The sequence below is a fragment of the Pseudomonas sp. LAIL14HWK12:I7 genome (assembly GCF_000483465.1).
Taxonomy (GTDB): domain Bacteria; phylum Pseudomonadota; class Gammaproteobacteria; order Pseudomonadales; family Pseudomonadaceae; genus Aquipseudomonas; species Aquipseudomonas kermanshahensis.
This window is the reverse complement of sequence record NZ_KI519607.1, coordinates 49639-74760: the sequence shown is the minus strand read 5'-3', so window position 1 is coordinate 74760 and position 25122 is coordinate 49639. Positions and strand designations below refer to the sequence as shown.

The window sequence follows — 25122 nt, the reverse complement described above, 5'->3', positions numbered from 1 at the left end:
CAAAAACGGGCGGAAAATGCTGAACATTTCCCGCCCGTCAGGCAAACCCAAAATGTATCAGGCCTTTTCAGCCATCAACTTCTCCAGCTTCTCCTGATCCCGCGCGAACTGGCGAATACCCTCGGCCAGCTTCTCGGTGCCCATGGCATCTTCGTTCATCGCCCAGCGGAACTGGCTCTCGCTCAATACCTGCTTGGCCTCGCCCGTGTTGCCCGGCTTGAGCACGCGCGGCAGTTCGCCCTGGTCATCGCTCAACTGCTGCAGCAGTTCGGGGCTGATGGTCAGGCGGTCGCAGCCTGCCAGTTGCTCGATTTGACCGATGTTGCGGAAGCTGGCGCCCATGACCACCGTGTTGTAGCCATTGGTCTTGTAGTAGTCGTAGATGCGCGTGACCGACTGCACGCCCGGGTCCTCGGCGCCGACGTATTCCTTGCCGGTGCTCTTCTTGTACCAGTCGTAGATACGGCCCACGAACGGCGAGATCAGAAACACCCCGGCATCGGCGCAGGCTTGGGCCTGGGCGAAGGAGAACAGCAGGGTCAGGTTGGTCTGGATGCCTTCCTTCTCCAGCTTCTCGGCGGCGCGGATGCCTTCCCACGTCGAGGCCAGCTTGATCAGCACGCGGTCTTTACTGACCCCGGCGGCGTCGTACAGCGCGATCAACTGGCGGGCCTTGGCCAGCAGGGCCGGCTCATCGAACGACAAGCGCGCATCCACTTCGGTGGAAATACGGCCAGGGATGACTTTGAGGATCCCAGAACCGACCGCGACCGCGAACTTGTCGCAGGCCAGGTCCACATCGCCCTTGGCATCACCTTTTACCTGCTTGAGCAGGTCGGCATAGCCGGGGATGGCGGCGGCTTTGAGCAGCAGCGACGGGTTGGTGGTGGCATCGACCGGTTTCAGGCGGGTGATGGCGTCCAGGTCCCCGGTGTCGGCGACCACGGTGGTGAACTGCTTGAGTTGTTCCAGCTTGGAGGTCATGGGCGTGCTCTGTCCTGTGCAATGACTCGACATTACCCGAGCCCCGGCGGCCGCTCAAGGCCCGTCGAAGCCGCTCGGGCAAACCGCGTGTGGGCGCGGCGTTGCGTCGCGAATGGGGTTGCGCAACAGCCCCAAGGTCTCAGCCCAAAACGGCAGGCAAGCCCCTGAAGTTCTACGCAAGGTGATGATTCGATTCACCCACAGCCCCGAGGTTCCCAAGGGTGCCGACTACCTGCTTTTCAGGGCTTCGCCCAACGTGCCCGATTGCCCTTCCTGGAGCCGTTTGCCGTCGGGCATGATGATTTCCAACGTGGTCCCCGCAGGGCGAGGCGCCGGCTGTGCCGCACGCGCCTGCGCCTTTCTCGCCTCACCCCTGCGCTCGATCATCGTCGGGTATTGCGAGGCGACCGCCAGAATGATGCCCACCGGGGCAAAGATCGCCAGTGCCACGCCCAAGCTGCCCTGCGAACGCGTGCGCCTTTTCTTCATTGCCTATCCATCCCTGGTTCATTCATCAATGACCCTGCATCAACTCCGCTGCCTGATCAAACACCACCAACGGCTCTGGCGCCTTGTGAATATCCGCCGACAACAACTGCCGGAACCGCCGCGCCCCCTTGAAGCCCTGGGCCAGCCCCAGAATATGCCGCGTGACGTGATGCATGGCCCCACCGCTCTCGATGTGCGCCACGATATAAGGCCGCAACAACGCCAGCGCCTCACTGCGGCTGATCACCGGCGCCTCGCTGCCAAAGAACTGCTGGTCCACCTCGGCCAGCAGGTAAGGGTTGTGATACGCCTCACGCCCCAGCATCACCCCATCGAACGTTTCAAGGTGCGCCTGGCATTCCGCCAGCGTCTTGATCCCGCCGTTAAGCACGATCTCAAGGTCCGGGAAGTCCGCTTTCAGCTGCGCCGCCACGTCGTAGCGCAGAGGCGGCACCTCACGGTTCTCCTTGGGCGACAGCCCTTCAAGAATCGCAATCCGCGCATGCACGGTAAAACTCCGGCACCCAGCCTCGCGCACCTGGCCGACGAAATCGCACAGCTCGGCATAGCTGTCACGGCCATTGATGCCGATACGGTGCTTGACCGTCACCGGCGTCGACACCGCATCGCGCATTGCCTTGACGCAATCAGCCACCAACGCCGGGTGGGCCATCAGGCACGCACCGATCATGTTGTTCTGCACCCGGTCGCTCGGGCAGCCAACGTTAAGGTTTACCTCGTCGTAGCCCGCCTCCTCGGCCAGGCGCGCGCAGGCCGCCAGGTCGGCCGGCACGCTGCCGCCCAGTTGCAGGGCCAGCGGATGCTCGGACACGTCGTGGCGCAGGAAACGGTGGGCGTCGTTGTGGAGTAGGGCGCCGGTGGTGACCATTTCGGTGTAGAGCAGGGTGTGCGTGGAGAGCAGGCGCAGGAAGAAGCGGCAGTGGCGGTCTGTCCAGTCCATCATCGGTGCAACGGAGAACCGGCGCGACGGCTCAGGCCTTGTCGCAACTGGGTTAGTGCCTGATTTTGCAGTCATTTCGTTCAACGTGTTTCGTACCGGATTCGGGGTTTTCAGGGCGATTTCAGCAAGCGGTGGCTGCGATTTAGCAACCGGGCGGCGACGTGTAGCAAATTCCCGTGGCAACGAGCAGTGCACACACTGGCGGATTGTTAAGCCTGTTACACAGGCCATGTTCGCTTGAGGAGGGAAGGTAGCTAGTTTACCAAGAGAAATCGCGGTTCGTCCGGAAACAGGTTCTTCGGATGCTATTGGCGCGACATGAGGCCTCCATACCTCAACCTCTGTGAGCCATGGGCACTCATTTAGACCGCCTCACCGAGACTGGCCCGACGTGATCACACTGCATCATAGCGATACTCGATATCGCGCTACCTCCCAGCCAGGTTCGGCCATCGAAGCCCCTATTCCTCTCGACGTTAAGGACCATCGCTGGCACCCAGCACCAGCGTCGGCAACGTAAATCTCAAAGCCTACGCCGCACCTGTAGGAGCTGGCTTGCCTGCGACGGGCTGTGAAGCAGCCCCAATACAGGCAACACTCCTCTCAACCCTGGGCGCGCATATCGCAGCAATCTTGCTCTGATAGATCTGATGGCGTTGGTCGAATATAGCGATAAGCGCTCATTCAAATCACGTCATGTGACAGCCGCGAGCCATGCAGGAAGCTTCGGTTATCTGACGGCTCCTCACGTAATGCCTCGGATCTGCTCAAACAGATGATCTACTTAAATCTCAAGGCCTGCGCTGACCCTTAGTAGCTGATGCCTGCGATGGGCTGTAGAGCCCCCAATACACCATATCTACTTGATTTCATTTCCGGTTTTTAGTCTGGAAGTAAATAGTAATTTTCCGAAAGGCGAGCTTCCAGATAGTCAAAGAGCGCTAACGCATCCCCTGCGTACAAAAAACCATCTTCAGTTCCGTCGGCCAAAAGTTTTGTGCCGTTCAGGGACTTAGTAATCGTATATGAGTCGAACTGAGCTGCTTTTTTTAGTTCTGTTTTTATATTGAAGCGGTTCCCGTGGGCGATGGCGTTCCTAATGTGCCTAAGGAACTCAAGCTCAGGCGCTTTGTTTAAATATCCAAAGCGAGAAAAGGCGTCACCTACATGAAGGATTGCAGCCTTAATAGGTAGGGTCAAGAATTCAATATTTTTGTTAGGGTTTTTCTTTATGTGCTCCATAGATGGTTTTAGCGGTAGATGATAAGCCAGGGGGCTATTGATTCTTCCGATGCTGTCAGTGTGTAGTGATGGGCTGGCTTTAGTAGGGATGACTATGTTGTGTGCTCGTTTGGCTAGTTGAGAGTTAGGGTCTGCATATCCTGCTATTCCAAGCATGAATGCTCCAATTGGTGATCGTGCAGTATTTATCGCGTCTATGAGCTCGAGTTGTACCGAATTAACCATTTTTAAGGACCTGCTCTGGCGGGTTGCTGTGTTCGACTATGTAGGGTTTGAGCAACCAGCTACCAGCCTTTGGGAGATCGCTCAGCTTAGCCTAATTTCGTTCAATCGGGGTTAGCAGTCACTGAAACTTGCAGCAATCACGCCCATGAACTAAATATACATCGATTTGCAACCATCTGCACCCGCATCATCAAGCGTGGTTAACCCGAGTGTATGCGGGCACAGTCACAGCCTTTTCAAACAATTAGAGCATAATGTCAGTGCCCAACCCTGTCCCTGGATTTGCCTCACCCACCGCGGTCATGATCACCTGGGCACCCGCAAGATGTGGGGGCTGGTTCTTCTTCGATAAGTACTGCAGGCACGCATTGTTCAGTGATGCAAAGTCTATGGTCATGAATGCAGCCAGATTTTCAGTATCGTCGAAAATGCCCGTGGCATGTAGCTTTACCTCCTCCAAAGCTTCATTCAGGTTCATTCGCGCGTAGATGAGTTTTGGATTGTCATTTCTACTTCTGAATAGTTTGTCTAGATTTCATGGGTCGTAGGAGATGCTTCGCTTTCCTCGCTCAGCGCGTGAACCCTCGCAAAGGCTGTCTCGGAAAGCTCAATCGTAAGTATTCATCTTCACTTCAACTTTTGCGAACGTGGAGGCGAGAATGAAAGAGATCATATCAAGGTCGGAAATGGTTGGTGTCTTGCGAATGAGTTCTTTTGCAGACTTGGTTGTTTTACGATCAGGTTTTGCAGTTTTGCAACGTATAAAGTCTCAGTGGTTGTAGGCATGATGCTGTTTCTCATAGGTGTTGCCTATGTACATTTGCAGCAGGGTAATTCAAGTGTTTGTCAGTAGGTAGATTCGGCTGGCCGTCATGTTGTGCAGTACGCATGATAGCCCTACTCATAAAGGCCTAGCCATACAGTGAAGGCCTGTCAAGGAGTACGGCTATCATACGTTTGGAGCGCTAGGGATGCCCAGTAAACGGCATGGGGCGGATGCCTTAGCTCCGCGAGCCCAACTGCCCATCAAGCTCGGCCCTTCCACTCGGCAAACTCATATGCAACAACGGAAACGGCCGCCCCTCACCATCCACCTCAGAGCGCCCCGTCTGCACAAACCCATAATGCAGATAAAACCCCACAGCCTCAGGGTTCTGCTCGTTCACATCCACACTCAGCGTGTGCCGCGAACCGCGTGCGTAATCCAGCAGCGCACGCCCAATGCCGCGCCCACGCAGGTCGGGGTCGATGAAGAGCATTTCCACATGCTCCTGATTCAGCCCGATGAAGCCTAACGGGCAATCTTCAGCATCGACCCCGACCCACAACTCGACAGCGGGAAGGTAAACATCGCGCAACTGCGGCAGCAGCGCGTCTATGTCGGATGCCTGCAAAAAATGGTGAGTGGCGCGAACGGCGCGCAGCCAGATGTCGAGCAGCAGTGGATGGTCTGCGGCGTTGGCCTGACGAATGATCATGTAATCAACCTTGTTCACTTGATAACGGAGTAGCGGCACGCCATTAGGCGACCGTATAAGTGTCGGCATCTTGAATGCCCGCTTCGCGAATTAACGCCTGGGCGGTGCACTGCAGAGGGGGCCGAAAAGGAAGGGGCTGAAAACGTACTGATACCCGCAGGTTGCGTCAAGGGCCGGGGACGGCTTCAAAGCCGCGCCGTCCCCGGTAATCACTCAGATCGAGCGCTGGTTAACCCGCGCCGTAAGCTGCTCGGCGCTTTCTTTGCGCTCGGAATAGCGGTCCACCAAAAACTCGGTGCGGTCGCGCAGCAACAGGGTGAACTTCACCAGCTCTTCCATCACGTCGACCACCCGGTCGTAGTAGGGCGATGGCTTCATGCGGCCGGCATCGTCGAATTCCAGGTACGCCTTGGGCACCGAGGACTGGTTGGGGATGGTGAACATGCGCATCCAGCGGCCCAGTACGCGCAGTTGGTTAACCACGTTGAACGACTGCGAACCCCCGCACACTTGCATTACGGCCAGGGTCTTGCCTTGGGTGGGGCGTACGGCGCCGAGGGCCAGGGGGACCCAGTCGATCTGCGCCTTGAACACGGCCGACAGGGCGCCGTGGCGTTCGGGCGAGCACCAGACCTGGCCTTCGGACCACAGCACCAAATCACGCAGTTCTTGCACTTTGGGGTGCTCTACCGGCACGTCATCAGGCAACGGCAGGCCGGAGGGATCGAAGATGCGCGTCTCGGCACCGAAATGCTGCAGAAGGCGGGCGGCCTCTTCGGTCAGCAAGCGGCTGAAGGAGCGTTCGCGGGTCGACCCGTACAACAGCAGGATGCGCGGTTTGTGCTCGCTGGCACGGGGCGCGGCTGGGGCTGCGTCGAACAGGGACAGGTCGAGGTTGGGCAGTTGCTCGGACATGGGGCCTCCTTAAAGCGTGCCGATGCGGTCCAGCTCGCGCTGGAGCTCGTCGTGGCCGAGGGTATTGAAGGGGAGGGCGAAGAGGGCGTTGCAGCGTCGCTCGATGATGGCCAGCGTGGCGTTGAACGCGGCGTCAATCGCAGCCTCGTCACCCTCGACCTCGGAAGGGTCTTCCAGGCCCCAGTGGGCTTTTAGGGCCGGGCCGAAGTACACGGGGCAGGGTTCACCGGCAGCTTTGTCGCAGACGGTGATGACGATGTCCGGCGGGTTGGCGGCGAAGGCATCGTTACCTTTGCTGCGCAGGCCTTCTGTGGAAATGCCGGCCTGCTGCAGGGTGGTGAGGCTGCGCGGCAGCACCTGGCCTTTGGGAAAACTGCCGGCACTGACGGCTGCGAAGCCTGGCGGTGCCAGGTGATTGAACAGCGCTTCGCTGAGGATGCTGCGGCAGCTGTTGGCGGTGCACATGAACAGGACTTGCATTGGAAGGCTCTCTCGCGGGGTGGCGGCTTCAGCAGCAGGCGGCTGCGCGGACGGGGCGGTCGGCCATGTGCTGCAGGCGGGCTGTGTTCGCCTGCAGCCAGGTGGCATTGGCCTGCAACGTCACCTGCAGCATGTCGTGCACCCACGTGGGCAGGTTCGGGTTGAGGCGGTAATACACCCATTGGCCTTGGCGGCGATCCAGCAGCAGGCCGCTGCTTCGCAGTTGGGCGAGATGGCGGCTGATTTTCGGCTGGCTGTCGTCGAGGGCGCACATCAGCTCGCAAACGCAGAGCTCGCCCAGGCTGGCGATGAGCAGGGTGGCGCGAGCGCGGGTCTCGTCGGCCAGGTTCTTGAAGACCTCGGGTGGGGTGATCATGGAGGTGCTCTTTACATATGGATAATCGAATATACGGATTTCCATATGTTTAGAGCAAGCGGGAAAATGCGGCACGAAATTGATACAGAGCTACCGGAAATGATCAGATTTTGGCTCTTCTTTGTAGGGCGTTTCTGAATAACTCTTTGCAGGCCATTGCGTCATTGAAGTGAGGGGGAGAGCCTTCTAGTCTGGCCGCGTCGGTGAGAAATCAACGACCAGGTCTGCAAGCCTGTAGGGTCAACTAGGAAGAGTCCACCATCAGCCACAGATGCTCTGCATCCGGCTGCGCTTTATGGTGGCTACGTACGGGTGGTCCTCGGACCAGCCGGGCATTCTCTCTAGTTGCCCCCGGCCTTGCAGGCCTGTATGTAGCCGCCACCCAATCATCTGCAAGTGAGCAGGTGGCGATCTGAATAGTGCAACTAGAGAGACTCGCCATGCTCAAGATCGTCCCCGACCCACCGTGCTCCCCCGATACACCTCATCACCTCGAAGACACCCTGATCCAGGCCTCGGAGTACGTACTCTGCGCCTTGGCCGTCGCCCACCACGCCGTCTCCATGCTTCCCAAGTCGCCTGCCTCCATCATGACCCTGGCCGTCATGCACGAAATGGAAGCGGTGCGCACATTGCTGGAATCGGCGGTTGCGCAGGTGCAACTCACGGCCAGGCCGCACATGCAGACGCTGCATTGACATTCACCGATGCCGGGGCTGCTTTGCAGCCCTTCGCGGGCAAGCCCGCTCCTACAGGGGGCGTCGACGCGCTTGCGAACGTTGTTTTCAGCGCGAAAGCGCAGGGAGATATGCAATGGACAAGGTATTACCAGAACGCACCGGCACGCTGGGTTTGACCATAGGCTCCGCGTCGTGCCTGGACGGCGTGATACAGGGCAAGCGCCTATTTCGCGTAGAACCCGGCAACTGCTGCGACCATGCAATCGAGCAGGCGTCGGTGCTGATGGACTGCTCAAGACGAGCCTCGTTCATCGGCGTGATGGACGACGAACCTGTGTTGGTGTGGGCCTCGCACTTTCTTTGCGAAATGGCCAAGGCGCTGATGGATGATGCGCACATGGGCATGCGCAAGCACCGCTGATGCGTCAGCGCGCCACAGTGAGGATGTAAACAATGAAGATCTTTGCCGAAGGTGATATCGGCAAGAACCCTCCCAGTCGCTGCTAGCCGTGTTGCCCCCGCAACAGTGTTTCGACAGTCTGCTGCGCAGAGGGCACCGCGCCCGGTCTGCGCTGTTGGCTATCCCATTGAGGCTCAACGCTATTTTTGTTTGGCACGGTTGCTGCGTTGTCTCCTTCAACCCTTCGAGGACAGCCAAGGAGCCTCCCCATGAGCCAAGCCCCAATCAAGTTCGCCTACTGGGTCCCCAACGTCAGCGGTGGCCTGGTGGTGAGCACCATCGAGCAACGCACCAGCTGGGACATCGACTACAACCGTAAACTGGCGCAGATCGCCGAAAAGGCGGGCTTTGACTACGCCCTGTCGCAAATCCGTTTCACTGCCGGTTACGGCGCTGACAACCAGCACGAGTCGGTCACCATCAGCCATGCGCTGCTGGCCGCCACCGAGAAGCTCAAGGTCATCGCGGCTATCCTTCCAGGCCCATGGAACCCGGCGCTGGCGGCCAAGCAACTGGCAACCATCGACCAGTTCACCCAGGGCCGGATCGCCATCAACCTGGTGTCGGGCTGGTTCAAGGGCGAGTTCCACGCCATCGGTGAACCGTGGCTGGACCATGACGAGCGCTACCGCCGTTCAGAGGAGTTCATCCGTGCGCTGAAGGGCATCTGGACCCAAGACAATTTCACCTTCAACGGCGATTTCTATCGCTTCCGGGACTACACCCTCAAGCCCAAACCCCTGCAGCAGCCGCACCCGGAAATCTTCCAGGGTGGCAGCTCGCGAGCAGCGCGGGACATGGCGGCGCGGGTGTCGGACTGGTACTTCACCAATGGCAATACCGTGGAGGGGATCAAGGCCCAGGTCGACGATCTGCGTGCCAAGGCAGCCGCCAACGGCCATGCGATCAAGGTGGGGGTGAATGCCTTCATCATTGCCCGCGACACCGAGGAAGAGGCGCGGGCGGTGTTGCAGGAGATCATCGACAAGGCCAACCCTGAGGCGGTGAAGGCGTTCGGGCATGAGGTCAAGAACGCCGGGGCGGCCAGCCCGGAAGGCGAGGGCAACTGGGCCACGTCCAGCTTCGAGGACCTGGTGCAGTACAACGATGGGTTCAAGACCAACCTGATCGGCACACCGCTGCAGATTGCCGAGCGCATTATTGCGCTGAAGGCGGTGGGGGTGGATTTGATCCTTTCAGGGTTCCTGCATTTCCAGGAGGAGGTGGCGTACTTCGGTGAGCATGTGTTGCCGCTGGTGCGCGAGCTGGAGGCCGGGCTCCGGGTGGAAAAAGCGGTGGCGTGAGGCCTGCCAGGCACGGCCCTACAAGGGCCGCGCCTGACATCAATGCAAACAGTGCTTGGATTGGCTCAATCGGCCAAACCCGTTAAGGTATCGCCCCTCGCAAGGATTGCCCCGCTTCAGGAAAGGTTCGATGCCGCTTTCGCCCAGTACCAACCCGCCCTTCGGCCTGCTCAACGGCCGCCGGTTCATACCCGACGCATCACTCAAGCCCCTGCTCGAGGGTTATTCAGCGTTGCAGGTTCCCGGCCCGGAAACGGTCTGGGCCACCGGCGAGGTCGACCTCGGCGATTCGGTGCACCTGCTGCGGTATTACCTGGACAACGAAGACTACTGGCTGCAAGTGCTGATGAACGGCGACAAGGTGGGCGATAGCGTGCTGTTCGGTTATCACAGCGCCGTAGCCCTCCGCGATGAGGCGCACCTTCAGCGCCTTGTCGGTAGCCAGTCCAAGGTCGGCCTGCCGATCTACGAACACGACGGCTGTCTGTATTCCCGCCAGTGGGGCCGTGAGCCGGGTCAGGCCAGGTTGGTGCCGTTGTATGAGCGGGTGGTCAGCCCCGACGCCCGTTATGGCATCCAGCACCTGTCAATGCTCTACGCCCGCGACACCGGCCTGCCTGAGCGCCGCGAATTTCTGCTGTTGTCGGCGGAGGAAGACGAGGCGGGCAAGGCCACCCTCACCACCTCGCTCGGCATCACCCTGCTCCCCACGGACTTCCACGTAACCTGACAAGGACTCACCATGCTCGACGCGCTACGCCTGTCGCTCAATGCCTCTGCAGTGACTGGCTTCATCCTCTATATCAGCGTGGCACTGTTGCTGTTCTGGCTGTTCCAGTTCATCTACACCCGCCTTACCCCGCACCGGGAGTTCGCGCTCATTCGTGAGAACAACCCGGCCGCGGCCATTGCCTTGGGCGGCTCGCTGATCGGCTTCTCGCTGCCGGCCAGCAATATCATTGCCTACAGCGTTGGCATCCTGGACTTCGTGGCCTGGGTCGTGATCGCCGCTGTGGTTCAATTGATTGCCTTTGGCATTACCAGCCTGGTGCTGCGCGACCTGTCCAGGCGTATCGCCGCCGGTGAGCTGGCCGCGGCCATCTACGCTGCCAGCGTGGCGATCAGCGTCGGCTTCCTCAATTCGGCCTGCATGACCCCGTCGGCCTGACGCCCAAGGAGCTCCCATGAAACCCCCAATGAGACGCAGCTCCGTCAAGCTGGTGCTGGCCAGCTCGCTGCCCTTGGCCCTGACCGCGTGCAGCCCGCAAGAGGAGATCTACACCGTCAGCCAGCAGGTGAACTACGACAGTGTCGAAGCCTGTGTCAGCGACAAGGTGCCGGAGAAGGCCTGCAACGATGCCTACAAACAGGCGCTGGCCGAGTACCGGCGCACCACGCCGACCTATGTGTCCAAGCCCGCCTGCGAAGCAGAATTTTCCCCTGATGGCTGCCAGATCAGCGTCGGTGGCCGGTACATGCCGCGCATGAGTGGGTTCGCGTTGGAGACCACCGGCGAGGTGACCCAGGCCCAGGTCGATGCGGCGCACGCCCAGGGCGGCGGTTATGGCCATGTCGCTACCGCCGTAGTGGCTGGCATGCTACTGGGGCAGATGACCAGCAGCGCCGACCGCCGTTACCGCGCGCAGCCGCTGTATGCGTATCGTGAGGGTGCCGGGCAGCGCAATGGCCTGCTTGGGCAGCGCTACGGTACGGCCGGGGGCATTCAGCGCAGCAACAAAGACGAGCAGAGCAGCAGCGGCGGTGGCTCCGGCGGCGGCGGTAGCTATGGCGCCTCAGGCCGCAGCGCGTCGCGCTCGGCGGTGTCTGCATCCATCTCGCGGGGTGGGTTTGGCAGCCAGGCGACGGCTCGAAGCGGCTGGGGCGGCAAGTCCGGTAGCTTCTTCGGGGGGTGAGCATGCGCAAGGTCGAACTCGCAGAGCGCCCAGGCTGGCGCAAGACAGCCCAGCAAGAAGGCTTTGCCTTCCACACCCTCGACGGCGAGCGTTACTGGGATGAACGGGGTTACTACCAGTTCAGCCAGGCCCAGGTCGAGCGGGACCTGCAGGCTCCGACCGAGGCGCTGCACGCGATGTGCCTGGAGGCTGTCGGGCGCATCGTCGACAGCGAGGCGCTGATGGCACGCCTGGCGATTCCACCGGCATTCTTCGACCTGGTGCGGCAATCGTGGCTGGCGCGGGAGCCGCACCTCTATGGGCGTTTCGATTTCAGCTATGACGGCCATGGCCCGGCGAAACTGATCGAGGCCAACTACGACACGCCGACTTCGTTGTACGAAGCCGCGGCGTTTCAGCTGATCTGGCTGGAAGAACAGATCCAGCGAGGCGTTCTGCCCGCGCAGGCCAGCCAGTTCAATACCCTGGCCGAAGACCTGGTGCAGGCGTTTGCCGCGCAGCCGGGGCAGGGCACGTTCTACTTCTCGACCATCTCCGGCTCGGTGGAAGACCGTGGCACCACGGATTTTCTGCGCAAGATGGCCGTTCACGCAGGTATTCATACCCGGCACATCGACCTGGAGGACATCGGCCTGAATGGCGAGGGGCGGTTCGTCGACCTGGAGGGGCGGCCGATCCCGAGGCTGTTCAAGCTGCATGCCTGGGAGCATATCTTCCACGAAGACTTCGGCAGGGCTATCCCAAGGTGCGACACGCAGTTCGTCGAACCGCCCTGGAAGGCGCTGATCTCCAACAAGGGCATCTTGCCGTTGCTGTGGGAGTGGTACCCAGGGCACCCCAATCTGTTGCCCGCCTTCGTCGACGACAACCCTTCGCGGCCAGTGCCTAGAGGGTGGGTGCGCAAGCCGTATTTCTCGCGGGAAGGGGCCAATGTCGATATCCGCACCGGCACGGGGCAGCGGGTCTTCGAAGACGGCCCTTATGACGACGCACCGTACATCCTGCAAGGGTTTGCGCCGCTGCCCAGGTTTGGCGACAGCTACACGCTGATCGGTTCGTGGGTGGTCGGCGACAAGGCGGCAGGGATGGGGATTCGTGAGGATGATTCGCTGATTACCAAAGACAGTTCGCGGTTTGTGCCGCATGTCGTGCTGGGCTGACGGACTGCAAAGCGGGGCAACTGAAACAGCCTGAACCTCACGTCGGTTTCAGGATGCGCCTGGTCGTTCGCATGCAACCCTCCGGCGCCACAAGTGCCATGCTTGCAGGATGCTCCTGGACCAGTGCGCGCAGACGCACGGCCGTGGGCAAGGAGGCTGCCGACACCCCGCAACCGTGACGTGGCCGGCACGCCGCAGCAGAACACGCCGGACACCTGCCCCTACAACAACACAGGCAGGGTCCGTGATGCCGAGGTCCGCTGTATGCCTGATGAACTGCTCCACCTGCCTTTGATCCACAGCATCCTGGCCCGTGAAAAGGACACACCCGGCGCCCTGTTGCCGATCCTTCACGCCATTCAGCAAGACATCGGCTTCGTGCCGGATGCGGCCGTCCCTGAAATTGCCCATGCCCTGAACCTCAGCCTGGCCGAAGTGCGCGGGGTGATCAGCTTCTACCACGATTTTCGCACCACCGCGCCGGCACGCCATACCCTGCGCCTGTGCCGGGCCGAGTCGTGCCAGAGCCGTGGCGCCGAGGCCCTGGCCGCGCAACTGCGCGACCAACTGGCACTGGACGACCATGGCACCAGCGCCGACGGCGCTATCAGCCTGCGCCCGGTGTATTGCCTGGGCGCCTGCGCCTGCTCGCCCGCGCTGGAACTGGACGGCCAACTGCACGCGCGGCTCACGCCTGAGCGCCTGCGTGCCCTGGTGAACGGTTGCCTGGAGGGCGAAACATGCTGAAGGTGTACATCCCCTGCGATTCGGTGGCCCGTGCCGTGGGTGCCGACCAGGTTGCCGAGGCCCTGCAACGCGAGGCCGAGCGCCGGCAGTTGGCGGTCGATATCCAGCGCACCAGTTCGCGTGGGCTGTACTGGCTGGAGCCGCTGGTCGAATGCGACAGCGTCCAAGGGCGCCAGGGTTTCGGCCCGGTGACTGCGGACGATGTGCCGGCGCTACTCGATGCCTTGGCCGGCCAGCCCCAGGCGCATGGCCTGGCCTTGGGGCCGGTTGAAGACATTCCTTATCTGAAATCCCAGCAACGCCTGCTGTTCGCCCGCGCCGGCGTGACCCGGCCGCTGTCGCTGGACGACTACCGCGCCCATGGCGGTTTTGCCGGGCTGGAGCGCGCCGTGGCACTGGACGGTGCCGAAGTGGTCGCTGCTGTGCTCGACTCTGGCCTGCGTGGCCGGGGTGGCGCCGCGTTCCCGGCGGGTATCAAATGGCGCACTGTGCGCGATGCCGGGGTTGGGCAAAAGTATGTGGTTTGCAACGCCGACGAAGGCGACTCCGGTACCTTCGCCGACCGCATGCTGATGGAAGGCGACCCGTTCCTGCTGATCGAAGGCATGATCATCGCTGGCCTCGCCGTGGGTGCCGACAAAGGCTACATCTACGTGCGCTCGGAATACCCGGATGCCATTCGCGTGCTCGACCAGGCCTTTGCCATAGCCCGCGACGCCGGTTACCTGGGCGACGACGTGGCCGGCAGCGGCCAGGCCTTCGACCTGGAAGTCCGGGTCGGTGCTGGCGCTTATATCTGCGGCGAAGAGACCGCGTTGCTGGAATCGCTCGAAGGCAAACGCGGGATCGTCCGGGCCAAGCCGCCCCTGCCGGCCCTGCAGGGCCTGTTCGGCTTGCCGACGCTGGTGCACAACGTGCTTACCCTGGCGTCTGTGCCAATCATTTTGGCCAAGGGCGCGGCGTTTTACCGCGATTTCGGCATGGGCCGTTCGTTGGGCACCATGCCGTTCCAGCTGGCGGGCAACATCCGCCACGGTGGCCTGGTGGAGCGCGCGTTTGGCCTGACCCTGCGCGAACTGGTGGAAGGCTACGGGGGCGGTACCGCCAGCGGCCGGCCATTGAAGGCCGCACAGGTCGGCGGCCCGCTCGGGGCCTGGGTGCCGCCCAGCCACTTCGACACACCGCTGGACTATGAAGCCTTCGCTGCCATGGGCGCGATGCTCGGCCACGGCGGTGTGGTGGTGGCGGACGACACCCTGAACATGGCCAGCATGGCCCGCTTCGCCCTGCAGTTCTGCGCCGAAGAATCGTGCGGCAAGTGCACCCCGTGCCGCATCGGCTCGACCCGTGGCATGGAAGTGGTGGACCGGCTGATCGCCACCACCGATTTCACCGAACGCCACGACCAGGCCCTGCTGCTGCGCGACCTGTGCGACACGATGCAGTACGGCTCGCTGTGCGCCATGGGCGGGATGACCGCTTACCCGGTGGCCAGCGCGCTCAAGTACTTCCCCGCCGATTTCGGGCTGACCCACACGGAGGCCGCGCAGTGATCAATTTCTTCGACCCCGAGACCGACCTTGGCACCCCAGCACGCGACAGCGAGGTGCAGGTCAGCCTGAACATCGACGGCCGTGCCATCAGCGTGCCTGCTGGCACCTCGGTCATGCGCGCCGCCGCCATGCTTGGTACCAGCATCCCCAAACTGTGCGCCACCGACAGCCTCGAGGCGTTCGGTTCGTGCCGCATGTGCATGGTGGAAATCGAAGGCATGCGCGGTTACCCGGCGTCGTGCACCACTCCGGTCAGCGAAGGCATGGTGGTGCGCACCGAAACCCCTCGCCTGGCGGGGTTGCGGCGCAATGTGATGGAGCTGTACATCTCCGATCACCCGCTCGACTGCCTGACCTGCACGGCCAACGGCAACTGCGAACTGCAGACCGTCGCCGGCCAGGTCGGCCTGCGCGAGGTCCGCTACGGCTATGACGGCGCCAATCACCTCGCCGAGAAAAAGGACGTTTCCAACCCGTACTTCGACTATGAACCGAGCAAGTGCATCGTCTGCAGCCGCTGCGTGCGCGCCTGCGAAGACATCCAGGGCACCTTCGCCCTGACCATCACTGGCCGCGGCTTCGACTCGCGTGTGGCGGCCGCTGGCGGGGACAACTTCCTGGCCTCGGAGTGCGTGTCGTGCGGCGCCTGCGTACAGGCCTGCCCAACCGCGACCTTGACCGAAAAAAGCCTGGTGCAGCTCGGCCAGCCTGAGCGTGCGGTGATTACCACCTGCGCCTATTGCGGTGTCGGTTGTTCGTTCCGTGCCGAGATGAAGGGCGACCAGCTGGTGCGCATGGTCCCGGACAAAAACGGCGGCGCCAACCATGGCCACGCTTGCGTCAAAGGCCGCTTCGCCTGGGGGTATGCCACCCACCCGGACCGCATCACCACGCCAATGATCCGCAAGCGCCTCGAAGACCCGTGGCAAGAAGTCAGCTGGGACGAGGCGGTAACCTATGCCGCCAGCGAGTTCCGCCGCATCCAGCTCAAGTACGGGCGTGATTCCATCGGCGGCATCACCTCCAGCCGTTGCACCAACGAAGAAGCCTACCTGGTACAGAAGTTGGTGCGCACGGCGTTTGGCAACAACAACGTCGACACCTGCGCGCGGGTGTGCCATTCGCCCACGGGCTATGGCCTCAAGCAGACCCTCGGTGAATCGGCGGGCACGCAGAGCTTCGATTCGGTGATGCAGGCCGACGTGGTGCTGGTGATCGGCGCCAACCCCACCGATGCCCACCCGGTGTTTGGCTCGCAGCTCAAACGCCGCCTGCGCCAGGGCGCGCGGCTGATCGTCATCGACCCACGGCGTATCGACCTGGTCGACTCGCCCCACGCCCGCGCCGAGCTGCACCTGCAACTGCGCCCCGGTACCAACGTGGCCATGCTCAACGCCCTGGCCCATGTGATCGTCAACGAAGGCTTGCTGGCCCAGCGCTTTATCGACGCCCGCTGCGAGACCGAGGACTTCGCCCGCTGGCGCGACTTCGTCAGCCTGCCAGAAAACGCGCCAGAAGTGCTCGGCCCGGTCTGTGGCGTGCCTGCCGAGCAGATCCGCGCCGCCGCGCGGCTGTACGCCACCGGTGGCAACGCGGCCATTTACTACGGCCTGGGGGTGACCGAGCACAGCCAGGGCAGCACCGCCGTGATGGGCATCGCCAACCTGGCCATGGCCACCGGCAACATCGGCCGCGAAGGGGTAGGGGTGAACCCGCTGCGGGGGCAGAACAACGTGCAGGGCTCGTGCGACATGGGCTCGTTCCCGCATGAACTGCCCGGCTACCGGCATATTTCCAACGAAGGTGTGCGTGCCGAGTTCGAGCGGGCCTGGGGGGTGACCTTGCAGCCAGACCCAGGCTTGCGCATCCCCAACATGTTCGAGGCGGCCCTGGATGGCAGCTTCAAGGCGCTGTACTGCCAGGGTGAGGACATCGCCCAGAGCGACCCCAACACCCAGCACGTCACGGCCGCCTTGCTGGCCATGGAATGCGTGGTGGTGCAGGACATCTTCCTCAACGAGACGGCCAAGTTCGCCCACGTGTTCCTGCCGGGCAGTTCGTTCCTTGAAAAGGACGGCACCTTTACCAACGCCGAACGCCGTATCTCGCGGGTGCGCAAGGTCATGGAACCCCTGGCCGGCAAAGCTGACTGGGAAGCGACCGTGGCCCTGGCCAACGCCTTGGGCTACCCGATGCAGTACCGCCACCCGGCCGAGATCATGGACGAGATCGCGCGCCTGACGCCGACCTTCCACCGCGTCAGCTACGCCGAGCTCGACCGCCATGGCAGCCTGCAGTGGCCTTGCAACGATGCCGCGCCCGATGGCACGCCGACCATGCATATCGACCAGTTCGTGCGGGGCAAAGGGCGCTTCATGCTCACCGGCTACGTGCCGACTGACGAGAAGGTCAACAGCCGCTACCCACTGTTGCTGACCACCGGGCGTATCCTCAGCCAGTACAACGTCGGCGCCCAGACCCGCCGCACCGGCAACGTCGCCTGGCATGACGCCGACCGCCTTGAGCTGCACCCCACCGACGCCGAAAGCCGTGGCATCCGCGATGGCGATTGGGTCGGTATCGGCAGCCGCGCTGGGCAGACGGTGCTGCGCGCCAAGGTCAGTGCGCGGGTGGCGCCGGGGGTGGTGTACACCACGTTCCACTTCCCTGAGTCGGGGGCCAACGTGATTACCACCGACAACTCCGACTGGGCCACCAACTGCCCTGAATACAAAGTCACGGCGGTGGAGGTGGTGAAAGTGTTCCACCCGTCTGAATGGCAGAAGCGTTACCAGGACTTCAGCGACGAACAGCGCCGCCTGCTCAAAGAGCGCCGTACTGCCGAGCAGCATGAGAAAGCCGAGGTGCGCCGATGAGCAATGACAACCTGGTCAAGATGGCCAACCAGATTGCCCATTATTTTGACAGCGAACCGAACCGGCAGCTGGCGGTGCAAGGGGTAAGGCAGCACATCCAGAGCTTCTGGACGCCGGCAATGCGCCGGCAGTTGCTGGCGTGGAGCGAGGCCAATGCGGGGGAGGGGTTGGACCCGAAAGTGCGCGAGGCGCTGGTGTAAACGCGCCGCCCTTTGTATTTGTAGGAGCAGCCTTGTGCTGCGAAGAGGCCGGTGCCAGCTCAGTGAATCTATGCTGCTTTCACCGGCCTCTTCGCAGCACAAGGCTGCTCCTACAAGGGCCACGCTTGCTTCAACCGCGGGCCAGCTCTGTCAGGTGGGCAATCGCTTCTTCGCTCTTGAGCACCAGCACATCCCCTTCGAGCGAATCGAGCACCACCTCGGAGGTATTCCCGATCAATGCCCCGGAAATACCCGTGCGGGCCACCGTGCCGATCACCGTCACCACGGCATCGTATTTTTTCTCGGTGTAGGGAATCAGCACATCCGCTGGGCCTTCGGCGACATGCAGGCGGTCATCGCTGATGTCGAACTCGGCTTGAAACGCGCGGCAGGCTTCCCGGTAGCGTTCGGCGATGGTCTCGCTGAGCTGGTAGGTGGGGTCCGAGGCGGACAGCATGGGGGAGGGGTGTGCGCTGATGACGTGCAAATCGCCTTTGGCCAGGCCGGCAATCGCATAGCCATGGTCGATGATGCTCGCGTGCAACAGGCGGTGGTCCTCATCCTGGTTGCCGACATCCACCGCCGCCAGAATCACCCCGCCGGCCCATGGTCGTTCGCTTTTCACCATCAGCACCGCGCTGGGGCACAGGCGCAGCAGCTTCCAGTCGCTGGGGGTCAGCAGTGCCTTTTTCAGCGGGTTGTCCGGCCGATGCTCCTTGATAACCAACTCGCAGCCCTCGGCTTGCTGCACATAGATGATGGTGTCGTGCAGGTTGTCACGCCAGGCTGCCTCATGGGTGACGTTGTCGTATCCGTCATCGTGCAACTGGCTGCTCAGCAGGCTGAGCAACGCACTGTGATCCTGCTTTTTGTCGCACATCAACAGGTGCAGGCGCGCGCCGGTCACGCCTGCGATCAGCTTGGCACGGGTCAAGGCCCGGCTGTGGGCATGCGCGGGGTCGAGGACGACGAGGATGCTGCGGACGGCTTGCATGGGCGTGAGCTCCGTTCAAAGATGGCGACCAGTGCCTGACTATAGTCGGCGTCTCACCCGTCGCCGCTTGATGTACATCAAGCATAGTCACTGGCGCTGCCGGTTGCCGCCGGTATAATCGCCGGCCCTGCCTGTTCTGTCTGGTTGCACGCTTATGTCCTTGATCCCCGAAATCGACGCCTTTCTTGGCTGCCCGACCCCAGATGCCTGGATCGAAGCGGCGCTTGCCGACCAGGAAACCCTGCTGATCGACCACAAGAACTGCGAGTTCAAGGCCGCCAGCACTGCCCTGAGCCTGATCGCTAAGTACAACACGCACCTGGACCTGATCAACATGATGTCGCGCCTGGCCCGTGAAGAGCTGGTGCACCACGAGCAGGTGCTGCGCCTGATGAAGCGCCGGGGCGTGCCCTTGCGGCCAGTGTCGGCCGGGCGTTATGCCTCCGGCTTGCGCCGCTTGGTACGTGCCCACGAGCCGGTCAAGCTGGTCGATACCTTGGTGGTGGGGGCCTTTATCGAAGCACGCAGTTGCGAGCGCTTTGCCGCGCTGGTGCCGCACCTGGATGAAGAGCTGGGCACGTTCTACCACGGCCTGCTGAAGAGTGAAGCGCGCCATTACCAGGGCTACCTGAAGCTGGCCCATCAGTATGGCGAAGAAGCGGACATCGCCCGCAGGGTTGAGCTGGTACGTGAGGCAGAAGCCGAGCTGATCCAGTCACCCGACCAGGAACTGCGCTTTCATAGCGGCATTCCAATGGCGCAGGCCGCCTGAAAACGTTCAGGCGGCACTGCGTTCATTAAATGGGCTTAGTAGCGGCGACCCAGCAACAGGCCGACCACCAGGCCGAAGCCTGCGGACACCGCGACGGTCTGCCAAGGGTGGCCGCCGATGTAGTCCTGGGTGGCATCCACCACCGGTTGAGCCTTGTCACGGACGTTACTCGCGGCCTGGCGAGCCTGGCGCAGTTTGAGGCTGACTTGCGCGCGCAGGGTTTCGGCCTCCTCGCCAACCAGGGCAGCGCTGTCGTTGAGCAGCTTTTCGGATTCTTCGATCAGTGACTGCAGTTCGCTGAAGACCTGATCCTTGATCTGATCGCTGGCGGCTTGTACGGCGTTTTTTCGGGCCATGAACTCATCCTCGTCAATGGGGGGGTGAACAATGGATGCCGGTGCGTCGGGAAAGTTGCGCCGGCTTTCCGATGACGCGTCGCTACGGTGTAAGATAGCGGCCATTTTCAGCAGGCAGGTACCTTCATGAGTTTCAATCTGGCCAACAAGAGCTTCGAGGAACGGGCGCAGATCGAGGCAGAGAAGGCGCGGTTGTTCGAACTGTGGCAGAGCAACCTGGGCAAGGCCAAGGGCGAAGCCGCCCGGCTTATCTCCGAAAAGCCTCGGCGCAAGGGTAAATGGGCGGAATGGGTGCGGGCTGAACTGGAGGCCATGTCGCCGCCTGAATACGCCAGCATGGTGCGCAGCGAAGTCAACAAGATGATGGCCGCCGCCAACAGCAATCGCTGAGTGGTCTACCAGTAGGTGCCGGCTGCCTTGGGCAGGTCCAGCGTGCCCTCATCGGTGAAGCGCACGGTGCCCAGCAGCCCACCGGCCAATTTGCCGCGCAATACATAGGGTAGCCCTTGCAGCGAACTCCGCTGGCCCAGGCCATAGGCCTGGCGCAGGAAGGAGAACGCGGTCACGCTCACCGGCACCACGATTACCGCCTCGTCGAAACGGCCTATGTGGCCCTGCTGGTCGCTGACACCGGCGGCCAGCGGCTGGCCGTTCACCTGCAGGTCGAGCGCGATTCCGTTGTAATCGATCGCGGTTTCGTTGGGGTTTTGCACACGTATTTTCACCGCCATGCGCAGTTCCAGCTCCTGCCCAGGCAGTGGCTCGATGCCAATCACGTTGATATTCAGTGGGTCACGCGCCTGGAACAAGGCGCAGGCACTGAGGCCGTAAGCCATCAGCAGTATCAGCAACCAGCGGTGCAATCGGGCAGTCATGGGTTGCAACCTTGCCTGAAGAATTCAACCGCCAGTGTGGCAAATGCGCGTTGACGTTGAAAGTAGCGCGTCTAATGAAAGATACTGTTTCTCATTAACGCCCGACAATTCCTCTTACTGGCCTTTCTCCTACCCCATGCTGACGTCTCCCGTGTCTGGTCTGCTGGCGAGTTTCCAGGAGCACTACGACGACCTCTTGCTGTTCCTGACTCGGCGCATGAGCGACCGGCAGCGTGCTGCCGACGTCGCGCAGGAGACGTACCTGAAGCTGGTGAAGATCGACGAGCAGGCCGTGCCGGTGCTGCATGCACGCAGCTTCATTTTCCGGGTGGCGGGCAACCTGGCGATCGATGCCTTGCGCCGTGAACAGCGTATCGCCGCCCGCCACGAGGACGCCGAGGGTACCGGTGAAGTGGCCTGCCCGGCGCCTGCGCCCGAGGCCACGCTGCTCGCCCGCGAGCGCTTGCAGATACTCGATGAGGCGCTGTTGCAACTGTCCAGCAATGCCCGCCAGGCCCTGTTGCTCAACCGCGTCGAAGGCCTGACCCAGGCGCAGATCGCACAACGGTTGGGCGTTTCCGAGAGCATGGTGGCAAAATACATCGGCCAGGCGCTGCGCCATTGCCGTGACTGGCTCAAACACAACCATGACTGAGCCTTATGCCATGCCAGCCGCCCAACCGCTCAGCGACCTCTCTGACGATGCCCTCGATTGGCAGGTGTTGTTGCATTCGGGCAACGCCAGTGCGGCGGACCACGCGCGCTACCAGCGCTGGTGCGCACTGAGCCCGGCGCATGCCGAGGCCGCGCGCGAGGCAGAGGCACTGTGGCTGGACATCGGCCACACCCCAACCGCTCAGGTTGTCGCGCCACCGCCTGCCCGACGCAAACGGCACTGGGCCGCAGGCCTGGCAGCATCGCTGGCGCTGTTGGTCGCGGGTTATAACGGCTGGCAGCAGGCGCCTATCTGGCTGGCGGACTACCACACAGGCCTCGGGCAACGGCAGGCGGTGACCCTGGCCGATGGCTCGCGGGTACTGCTGAACAGCGGCAGTGCCTTGACCGTCGCGTTCACCGACCGCGAGCGCCGCGTGGTGCTCAATGCGGGCGAAGCCTTGTTCGAGACGGCCAGTGACCCACGGCCCTTTGTGGTCGATGGCGCAGGCGAGGCGGTGCGCGGCACGGGCGCGACCTTCAGCGTGCGCCGTGATGGCCGCGTGGTGCTGGCCCAGGGCGAAGCCACGGTGGGTGAGCGCAGCGTACCGGTGTCGCCTGACGCCAGTGCACAGACCGCTTGGCAGCGCGGCAAGCTGATCTTCAACGGCAAGCCGCTGGGGCAGGTGCTGGCGGAGCTTGAGCGCTACCAACAGGGTCGCATTCTGCTGTCAGACACCAAGCTGGCGGCCCTGGAAGTCAGCGGTGTATTCGACCTCGATGAACCCCAGGCGCTGCTGCGCACCCTTGAGCAACGTTATGGCCTGCAGGTCACCTACTTGCCGTGGTTGGCCGTGGTGCACTGAGCCGGTAAAAAATAATCTAAATATTTTTCATCTGCCGCTGCAAGTTCAGCCAGGCCAGATCGTCGTAGTGGGACTGATCAGCAACCCATTCTCATTTACGACTTGCCTGGAAGCTCATTCGTGGCCCTTACGCTCAAGCCTACGCACCGCCGCAGCGGTCCCCTTCATCACGCCTTGTTGTCTTGCACTGCCTTGGCCATGCTGGCTGGCCCCTTGCAGGCGATGGCCTCAAGTGGTGCGCAACAGGCCCCGGTGGAAGCCCGCCAAGTGCAGCTGGACCTGCCTGCCCAGGCGCTGGACCAGGCACTGACGGCCTTCGCCGACCAGGCCGGGTTGCACCTGCTGTACACCACCCACGATGTCGCGGGCCTGAACAGCTCGGCGTTGCAGGGCAGCTACAGCATCGAGCAGGCACTGCAGCAGTTGCTGGCGGGCAGTGGCATGAGCTGGCAGTTCAGCGATGCCCGCACGGTTACCCTGCGCAAGGCGGACGCCGCTCCGCAGGCCGTCAACCTCAAGCCCATCGAGGTCAGTGTGGCCTCGCGCACCAGCACGGCGATCAGCGAAATCCCTGGCACCGTTTGGGTGGTCGACCAGCAGCAACTGCGTGAGCAGATCGACAGCGGGGTGAGCCTCAAGGAAGCCATCGGCAAGTTGGTGCCTGGCCTGGACCTGGCGCCAGAAGGGCGCACCAACTATGGCCAGAACATGCGCGGGCGCAATGTGCTGGTGATGATCGACGGGGTCAGCCAGAACAGCTCGCGCGGCCTGTCGCGCCAGTTCGACAGCATCTCGCCGTTCAACGTCGAGCGCGTCGAAGTGCTGTCGGGGGCCAGCGCCCTTTACGGCGGCGGCGCCACCGGCGGCATCATCAACATCGTGACCAAGAAGGGTGAGCCCGGCCCGGCCCGCTTCGAGACCCAGCTGGGTGCCAGCAGCGGCTTCAACAACAGTGATGACCTGGCCACCCGCATCGCCCAGTCGATCAGCGGCGGCAACGAGCGGGTCAGTGCCCGCCTTGGTATTTCCGGCGAACAGAACGAAGCCTTCTATGACGGCGCTGGCGATCAGATCTTCATCGACAATACCCAGACCGACCTGCAATACAACCGCACCCTTGACCTGCTCGGCACCCTGGGGCTGAAGCTGACCGATGAGCAGAGCCTGGACTTGCTGGCCCAGTACTACGACTCGGGCAACCACGGCAGCACCGGCATCTACTTCCCCAACCTCAACTACAACGCCCCCTCGGACCTGGAAGACGCTGAGCTGCGCAGTGGCTATTCCTCTGACCTGGAGCCACGTACCCGGCGCCTGTTGCTCAACGCCAACTACCATCACACCGATGTGCTGGGCCAAGACTTCTACCTGCAGGCCTCGTACCGCAAGGAAGACGACAACTTCTACCCGTTCCCGTACTACAACCGCGCCACACCCACCGGTTCGCGCGGGGTGTACTTCGCCGCATCACAACAGAACTTCGAGGTCACAAGCCTCAAAGGCCTGTTCGCCAAGCAGTGGGACACGCTCAAGCTGACCTACGGCGTCGACCTGGACCGCGAGCGCTTCAACGCCGAGCAGACCACCTTCGACGCCCTGACCTCATCCGAAAGCGGTGGGCTGGACATGGAAAAGGCCAGCAAGGCCGCGCGTTACCCCAGCTACCGGGTTGACGGTGTGTCGGTGTACGCCCAGCTCGATTGGCATGCCACCGACAACCTGACCTTGTCCGGCGGCGCCCGGCGCCAGCAGATGGACGTGGATGTCAGCGAGTTCAAAGGCGTACCCGGCGGTAGCAACGATTACCAGGTCAACCTGTACAACGTCGGCGTCATCTACGACTTCAAGAATGGCCATCAGGTGTGGACCAACTACGGTGAAGGTTTCGACCTGCCGGACCCGGCCAAGTATTACGGCAAGCCGGGTTTGAGCGTCGCAGACAACCCGCTGGCCGGCATCAAGAGCCGCCAGGTCGAGCTGGGCTGGCGCTATGCCGACGTGGATTGGGACGCTCAGGCGGCGCTGTACTACATCTGGTCGGACAAGATCATCAATGTCGATTCGCAGACGCTGACCATCAATGTCGAAGAGCAGAAGAGCCGTGACTTTGGCTTCGAAGGTGCGTTGACCCGCCACTTCCAGAGCGGTTGGGAAGCCGGGGGTACGCTGCACCTGACCCGCTCCGAGGAAGAAGACGTCGACGGTGGCTGGATGAAACGCGATGCCCGTTATGCGTCCCTGTCCAAGTCCACGGCGTTTGTTGGCTGGAAGGGCGATGGCCGCAGTGCCCGCCTGCAGGCCAACCATGCGTTCACCCTCAAGGACGATGCCGACCACGAGATCGACGGTTACACCACCTTCGACCTGCTGGGCAGCCAGGAAACCGGCTTCGGCACCTTCAGCGCAGGCATTCAGAACTTGCTGGACAAACAGTACAGCACGGTCTGGGGGCAGCGGGCGACGTTGTTCTACGCACCGACCTACGGCCCGGCGTACCTGTATGACTACCAGGGCCGTGGGCGCACCTACACCCTGACCTGGAGCATGGCTTACTGACAGCTA

Annotated in this window: 27 protein-coding genes and 1 pseudogene; 16 read left to right on the top strand and 12 right to left on the bottom strand. The window is 62.1% G+C overall.

The window, feature by feature from the left end; translation table 11 throughout:
• Nucleotides 1-57: 57 nt before the first annotated feature.
• The 9 genes from tal to D886_RS0125490 form a co-directional block, all read right to left on the bottom strand.
• The gene (gene tal / locus D886_RS0125530; RefSeq protein ID WP_027596599.1) at nt 58-984 is read right to left on the bottom strand and encodes a transaldolase; all 927 of its coding nucleotides are present in this window, start codon (nt 982-984) and stop codon (nt 58-60) included.
• A gap of 228 nt (nt 985-1212) precedes the next feature.
• Nucleotides 1213-1473 (bottom strand): hypothetical protein, encoded by a 261-nt coding sequence (locus D886_RS27340; RefSeq protein ID WP_050580807.1) that lies wholly within the window; start codon nt 1471-1473, stop codon nt 1213-1215.
• A 25-nt stretch (nt 1474-1498) separates the two neighbouring features.
• Nucleotides 1499-2509: a tRNA dihydrouridine(20/20a) synthase DusA gene (gene dusA, locus D886_RS0125520; protein ID WP_027596598.1), complete on the bottom strand. Its 1011-nt coding sequence runs from the start codon at nt 2507-2509 to the stop codon at nt 1499-1501.
• 807 nt (nt 2510-3316) lie between these two features.
• Nucleotides 3317-3832, bottom strand: coding sequence for a hypothetical protein (locus D886_RS0125515; protein ID WP_143491104.1), 516 nt, complete (start codon nt 3830-3832; stop codon nt 3317-3319).
• A 313-nt stretch (nt 3833-4145) separates the two neighbouring features.
• Entirely contained in the window at nt 4146-4379 is a 234-nt protein-coding gene (locus D886_RS28505) for a hypothetical protein (RefSeq protein WP_027596596.1), read from the bottom strand.
• 523 nt (nt 4380-4902) lie between these two features.
• On the bottom strand, nt 4903-5379 hold the full coding sequence (locus tag D886_RS27335) for an acetyltransferase (RefSeq protein ID WP_050580806.1): 477 nt from the start codon (nt 5377-5379) through the stop codon (nt 4903-4905).
• Between the two features lie 213 nt (nt 5380-5592).
• Entirely contained in the window at nt 5593-6294 is a 702-nt protein-coding gene (gene arsH, locus D886_RS0125500) for an arsenical resistance protein ArsH (RefSeq protein WP_027596595.1), read from the bottom strand.
• 9 nt (nt 6295-6303) lie between these two features.
• A complete protein-coding gene (locus D886_RS0125495) occupies nt 6304-6774 on the bottom strand; it encodes an arsenate reductase ArsC (RefSeq protein ID WP_027596594.1) in 471 nt (156 codons plus the stop codon).
• Between the two features lie 28 nt (nt 6775-6802).
• Nucleotides 6803-7150, bottom strand: coding sequence for a metalloregulator ArsR/SmtB family transcription factor (locus D886_RS0125490; protein ID WP_027596593.1), 348 nt, complete (start codon nt 7148-7150; stop codon nt 6803-6805).
• Between the two features lie 440 nt (nt 7151-7590).
• Between D886_RS0125490 and D886_RS0125485 the strand changes: the two genes are divergently transcribed.
• From D886_RS0125485 to D886_RS0125435, 11 genes are all read left to right on the top strand, one after another.
• The gene (locus D886_RS0125485) at nt 7591-7848 is read left to right on the top strand and encodes a hypothetical protein (RefSeq protein ID WP_027596592.1); all 258 of its coding nucleotides are present in this window, start codon (nt 7591-7593) and stop codon (nt 7846-7848) included.
• Nucleotides 7849-7963: 115 nt separating this feature from the next.
• On the top strand, nt 7964-8251 hold the full coding sequence (locus tag D886_RS0125480; protein WP_027596591.1) for a DUF3077 domain-containing protein: 288 nt from the start codon (nt 7964-7966) through the stop codon (nt 8249-8251).
• Between the two features lie 248 nt (nt 8252-8499).
• Nucleotides 8500-9594 (top strand): dimethylsulfone monooxygenase SfnG, encoded by a 1095-nt coding sequence (sfnG, locus tag D886_RS0125475; RefSeq protein ID WP_027596590.1) that lies wholly within the window; start codon nt 8500-8502, stop codon nt 9592-9594.
• Nucleotides 9595-9724: 130 nt separating this feature from the next.
• On the top strand, nt 9725-10324 hold the full coding sequence (locus D886_RS0125470; protein ID WP_050580805.1) for a DUF2491 family protein: 600 nt from the start codon (nt 9725-9727) through the stop codon (nt 10322-10324).
• Between the two features lie 12 nt (nt 10325-10336).
• Nucleotides 10337-10762 carry a DUF350 domain-containing protein gene (locus D886_RS0125465; RefSeq protein ID WP_027596588.1) on the top strand — a complete coding sequence of 142 codons (426 nt, stop codon included), beginning with the start codon at nt 10337-10339 and terminating at the stop codon, nt 10760-10762.
• Nucleotides 10763-10790: 28 nt separating this feature from the next.
• Nucleotides 10791-11507, top strand: coding sequence for a DUF1190 domain-containing protein (locus D886_RS0125460; protein WP_027596587.1), 717 nt, complete (start codon nt 10791-10793; stop codon nt 11505-11507).
• 2 nt (nt 11508-11509) lie between these two features.
• Complete coding sequence (locus tag D886_RS0125455; RefSeq protein WP_027596586.1) at nt 11510-12667, top strand: glutathionylspermidine synthase family protein; 1158 nt, start codon at nt 11510-11512, stop codon at nt 12665-12667.
• A 264-nt stretch (nt 12668-12931) separates the two neighbouring features.
• Nucleotides 12932-13414 carry a formate dehydrogenase subunit gamma gene (locus D886_RS0125450; protein ID WP_027596585.1) on the top strand — a complete coding sequence of 161 codons (483 nt, stop codon included), beginning with the start codon at nt 12932-12934 and terminating at the stop codon, nt 13412-13414.
• Entirely contained in the window at nt 13408-14967 is a 1560-nt protein-coding gene (locus tag D886_RS0125445; RefSeq protein ID WP_027596584.1) for an NADH-quinone oxidoreductase subunit NuoF, read from the top strand. The genes D886_RS0125450 and D886_RS0125445 overlap by 7 nt, the downstream gene beginning before the upstream one ends.
• Nucleotides 14964-17843, top strand: a complete 2880-nt coding sequence (gene fdhF / locus D886_RS0125440; protein ID WP_027596583.1) for a formate dehydrogenase subunit alpha — start codon at nt 14964-14966, stop codon at nt 17841-17843. The genes D886_RS0125445 and fdhF overlap by 4 nt, the downstream gene beginning before the upstream one ends.
• Nucleotides 17840-18043: a formate dehydrogenase subunit delta gene (locus D886_RS0125435; protein ID WP_027596582.1), complete on the top strand. Its 204-nt coding sequence runs from the start codon at nt 17840-17842 to the stop codon at nt 18041-18043. Before fdhF ends, D886_RS0125435 begins: the two co-directional genes overlap by 4 nt.
• 130 nt (nt 18044-18173) lie before the next feature.
• Here the strand turns inward: D886_RS0125435 and D886_RS0125430 are convergent, their stop codons facing one another.
• Entirely contained in the window at nt 18174-19037 is an 864-nt protein-coding gene (locus D886_RS0125430; RefSeq protein ID WP_027596581.1) for a universal stress protein, read from the bottom strand.
• A gap of 154 nt (nt 19038-19191) precedes the next feature.
• On the opposite strand from D886_RS0125430, the gene D886_RS0125425 reads away from it, so the two are divergent.
• Nucleotides 19192-19809 carry a tRNA-(ms[2]io[6]A)-hydroxylase gene (locus D886_RS0125425; RefSeq protein ID WP_027596580.1) on the top strand — a complete coding sequence of 206 codons (618 nt, stop codon included), beginning with the start codon at nt 19192-19194 and terminating at the stop codon, nt 19807-19809.
• A 35-nt stretch (nt 19810-19844) separates the two neighbouring features.
• Here the strand turns inward: D886_RS0125425 and D886_RS0125420 are convergent, their stop codons facing one another.
• Nucleotides 19845-20165 (bottom strand): YqjD family protein, encoded by a 321-nt coding sequence (locus D886_RS0125420; protein WP_027596579.1) that lies wholly within the window; start codon nt 20163-20165, stop codon nt 19845-19847.
• 126 nt (nt 20166-20291) lie between these two features.
• Between D886_RS0125420 and D886_RS0125415 the strand changes: the two genes are divergently transcribed.
• Entirely contained in the window at nt 20292-20555 is a 264-nt protein-coding gene (locus D886_RS0125415; protein ID WP_027596578.1) for a hypothetical protein, read from the top strand.
• A 5-nt stretch (nt 20556-20560) separates the two neighbouring features.
• Here D886_RS0125415 and D886_RS0125410 read toward each other — a convergent pair whose 3' ends face one another.
• The gene (locus tag D886_RS0125410) at nt 20561-21040 is read right to left on the bottom strand and encodes an LEA type 2 family protein (RefSeq protein WP_027596577.1); all 480 of its coding nucleotides are present in this window, start codon (nt 21038-21040) and stop codon (nt 20561-20563) included.
• 136 nt (nt 21041-21176) lie between these two features.
• Here D886_RS0125410 and D886_RS0125405 point away from each other — a divergent pair.
• The 3 genes and pseudogenes from D886_RS0125405 to D886_RS0125395 all read left to right on the top strand — a co-directional run.
• A pseudogene (locus D886_RS0125405) lies at nt 21177-21683 on the top strand (RNA polymerase sigma factor); the annotation flags it as partial.
• Between the two features lie 4 nt (nt 21684-21687).
• Nucleotides 21688-22560, top strand: a complete 873-nt coding sequence (locus D886_RS0125400) for a FecR domain-containing protein (protein WP_256215371.1) — start codon at nt 21688-21690, stop codon at nt 22558-22560.
• Nucleotides 22561-22680: 120 nt separating this feature from the next.
• Nucleotides 22681-25116, top strand: coding sequence for a TonB-dependent receptor (locus D886_RS0125395; RefSeq protein ID WP_027596574.1), 2436 nt, complete (start codon nt 22681-22683; stop codon nt 25114-25116).
• The last annotated feature ends 6 nt before the right edge of the window (nt 25117-25122 follow it).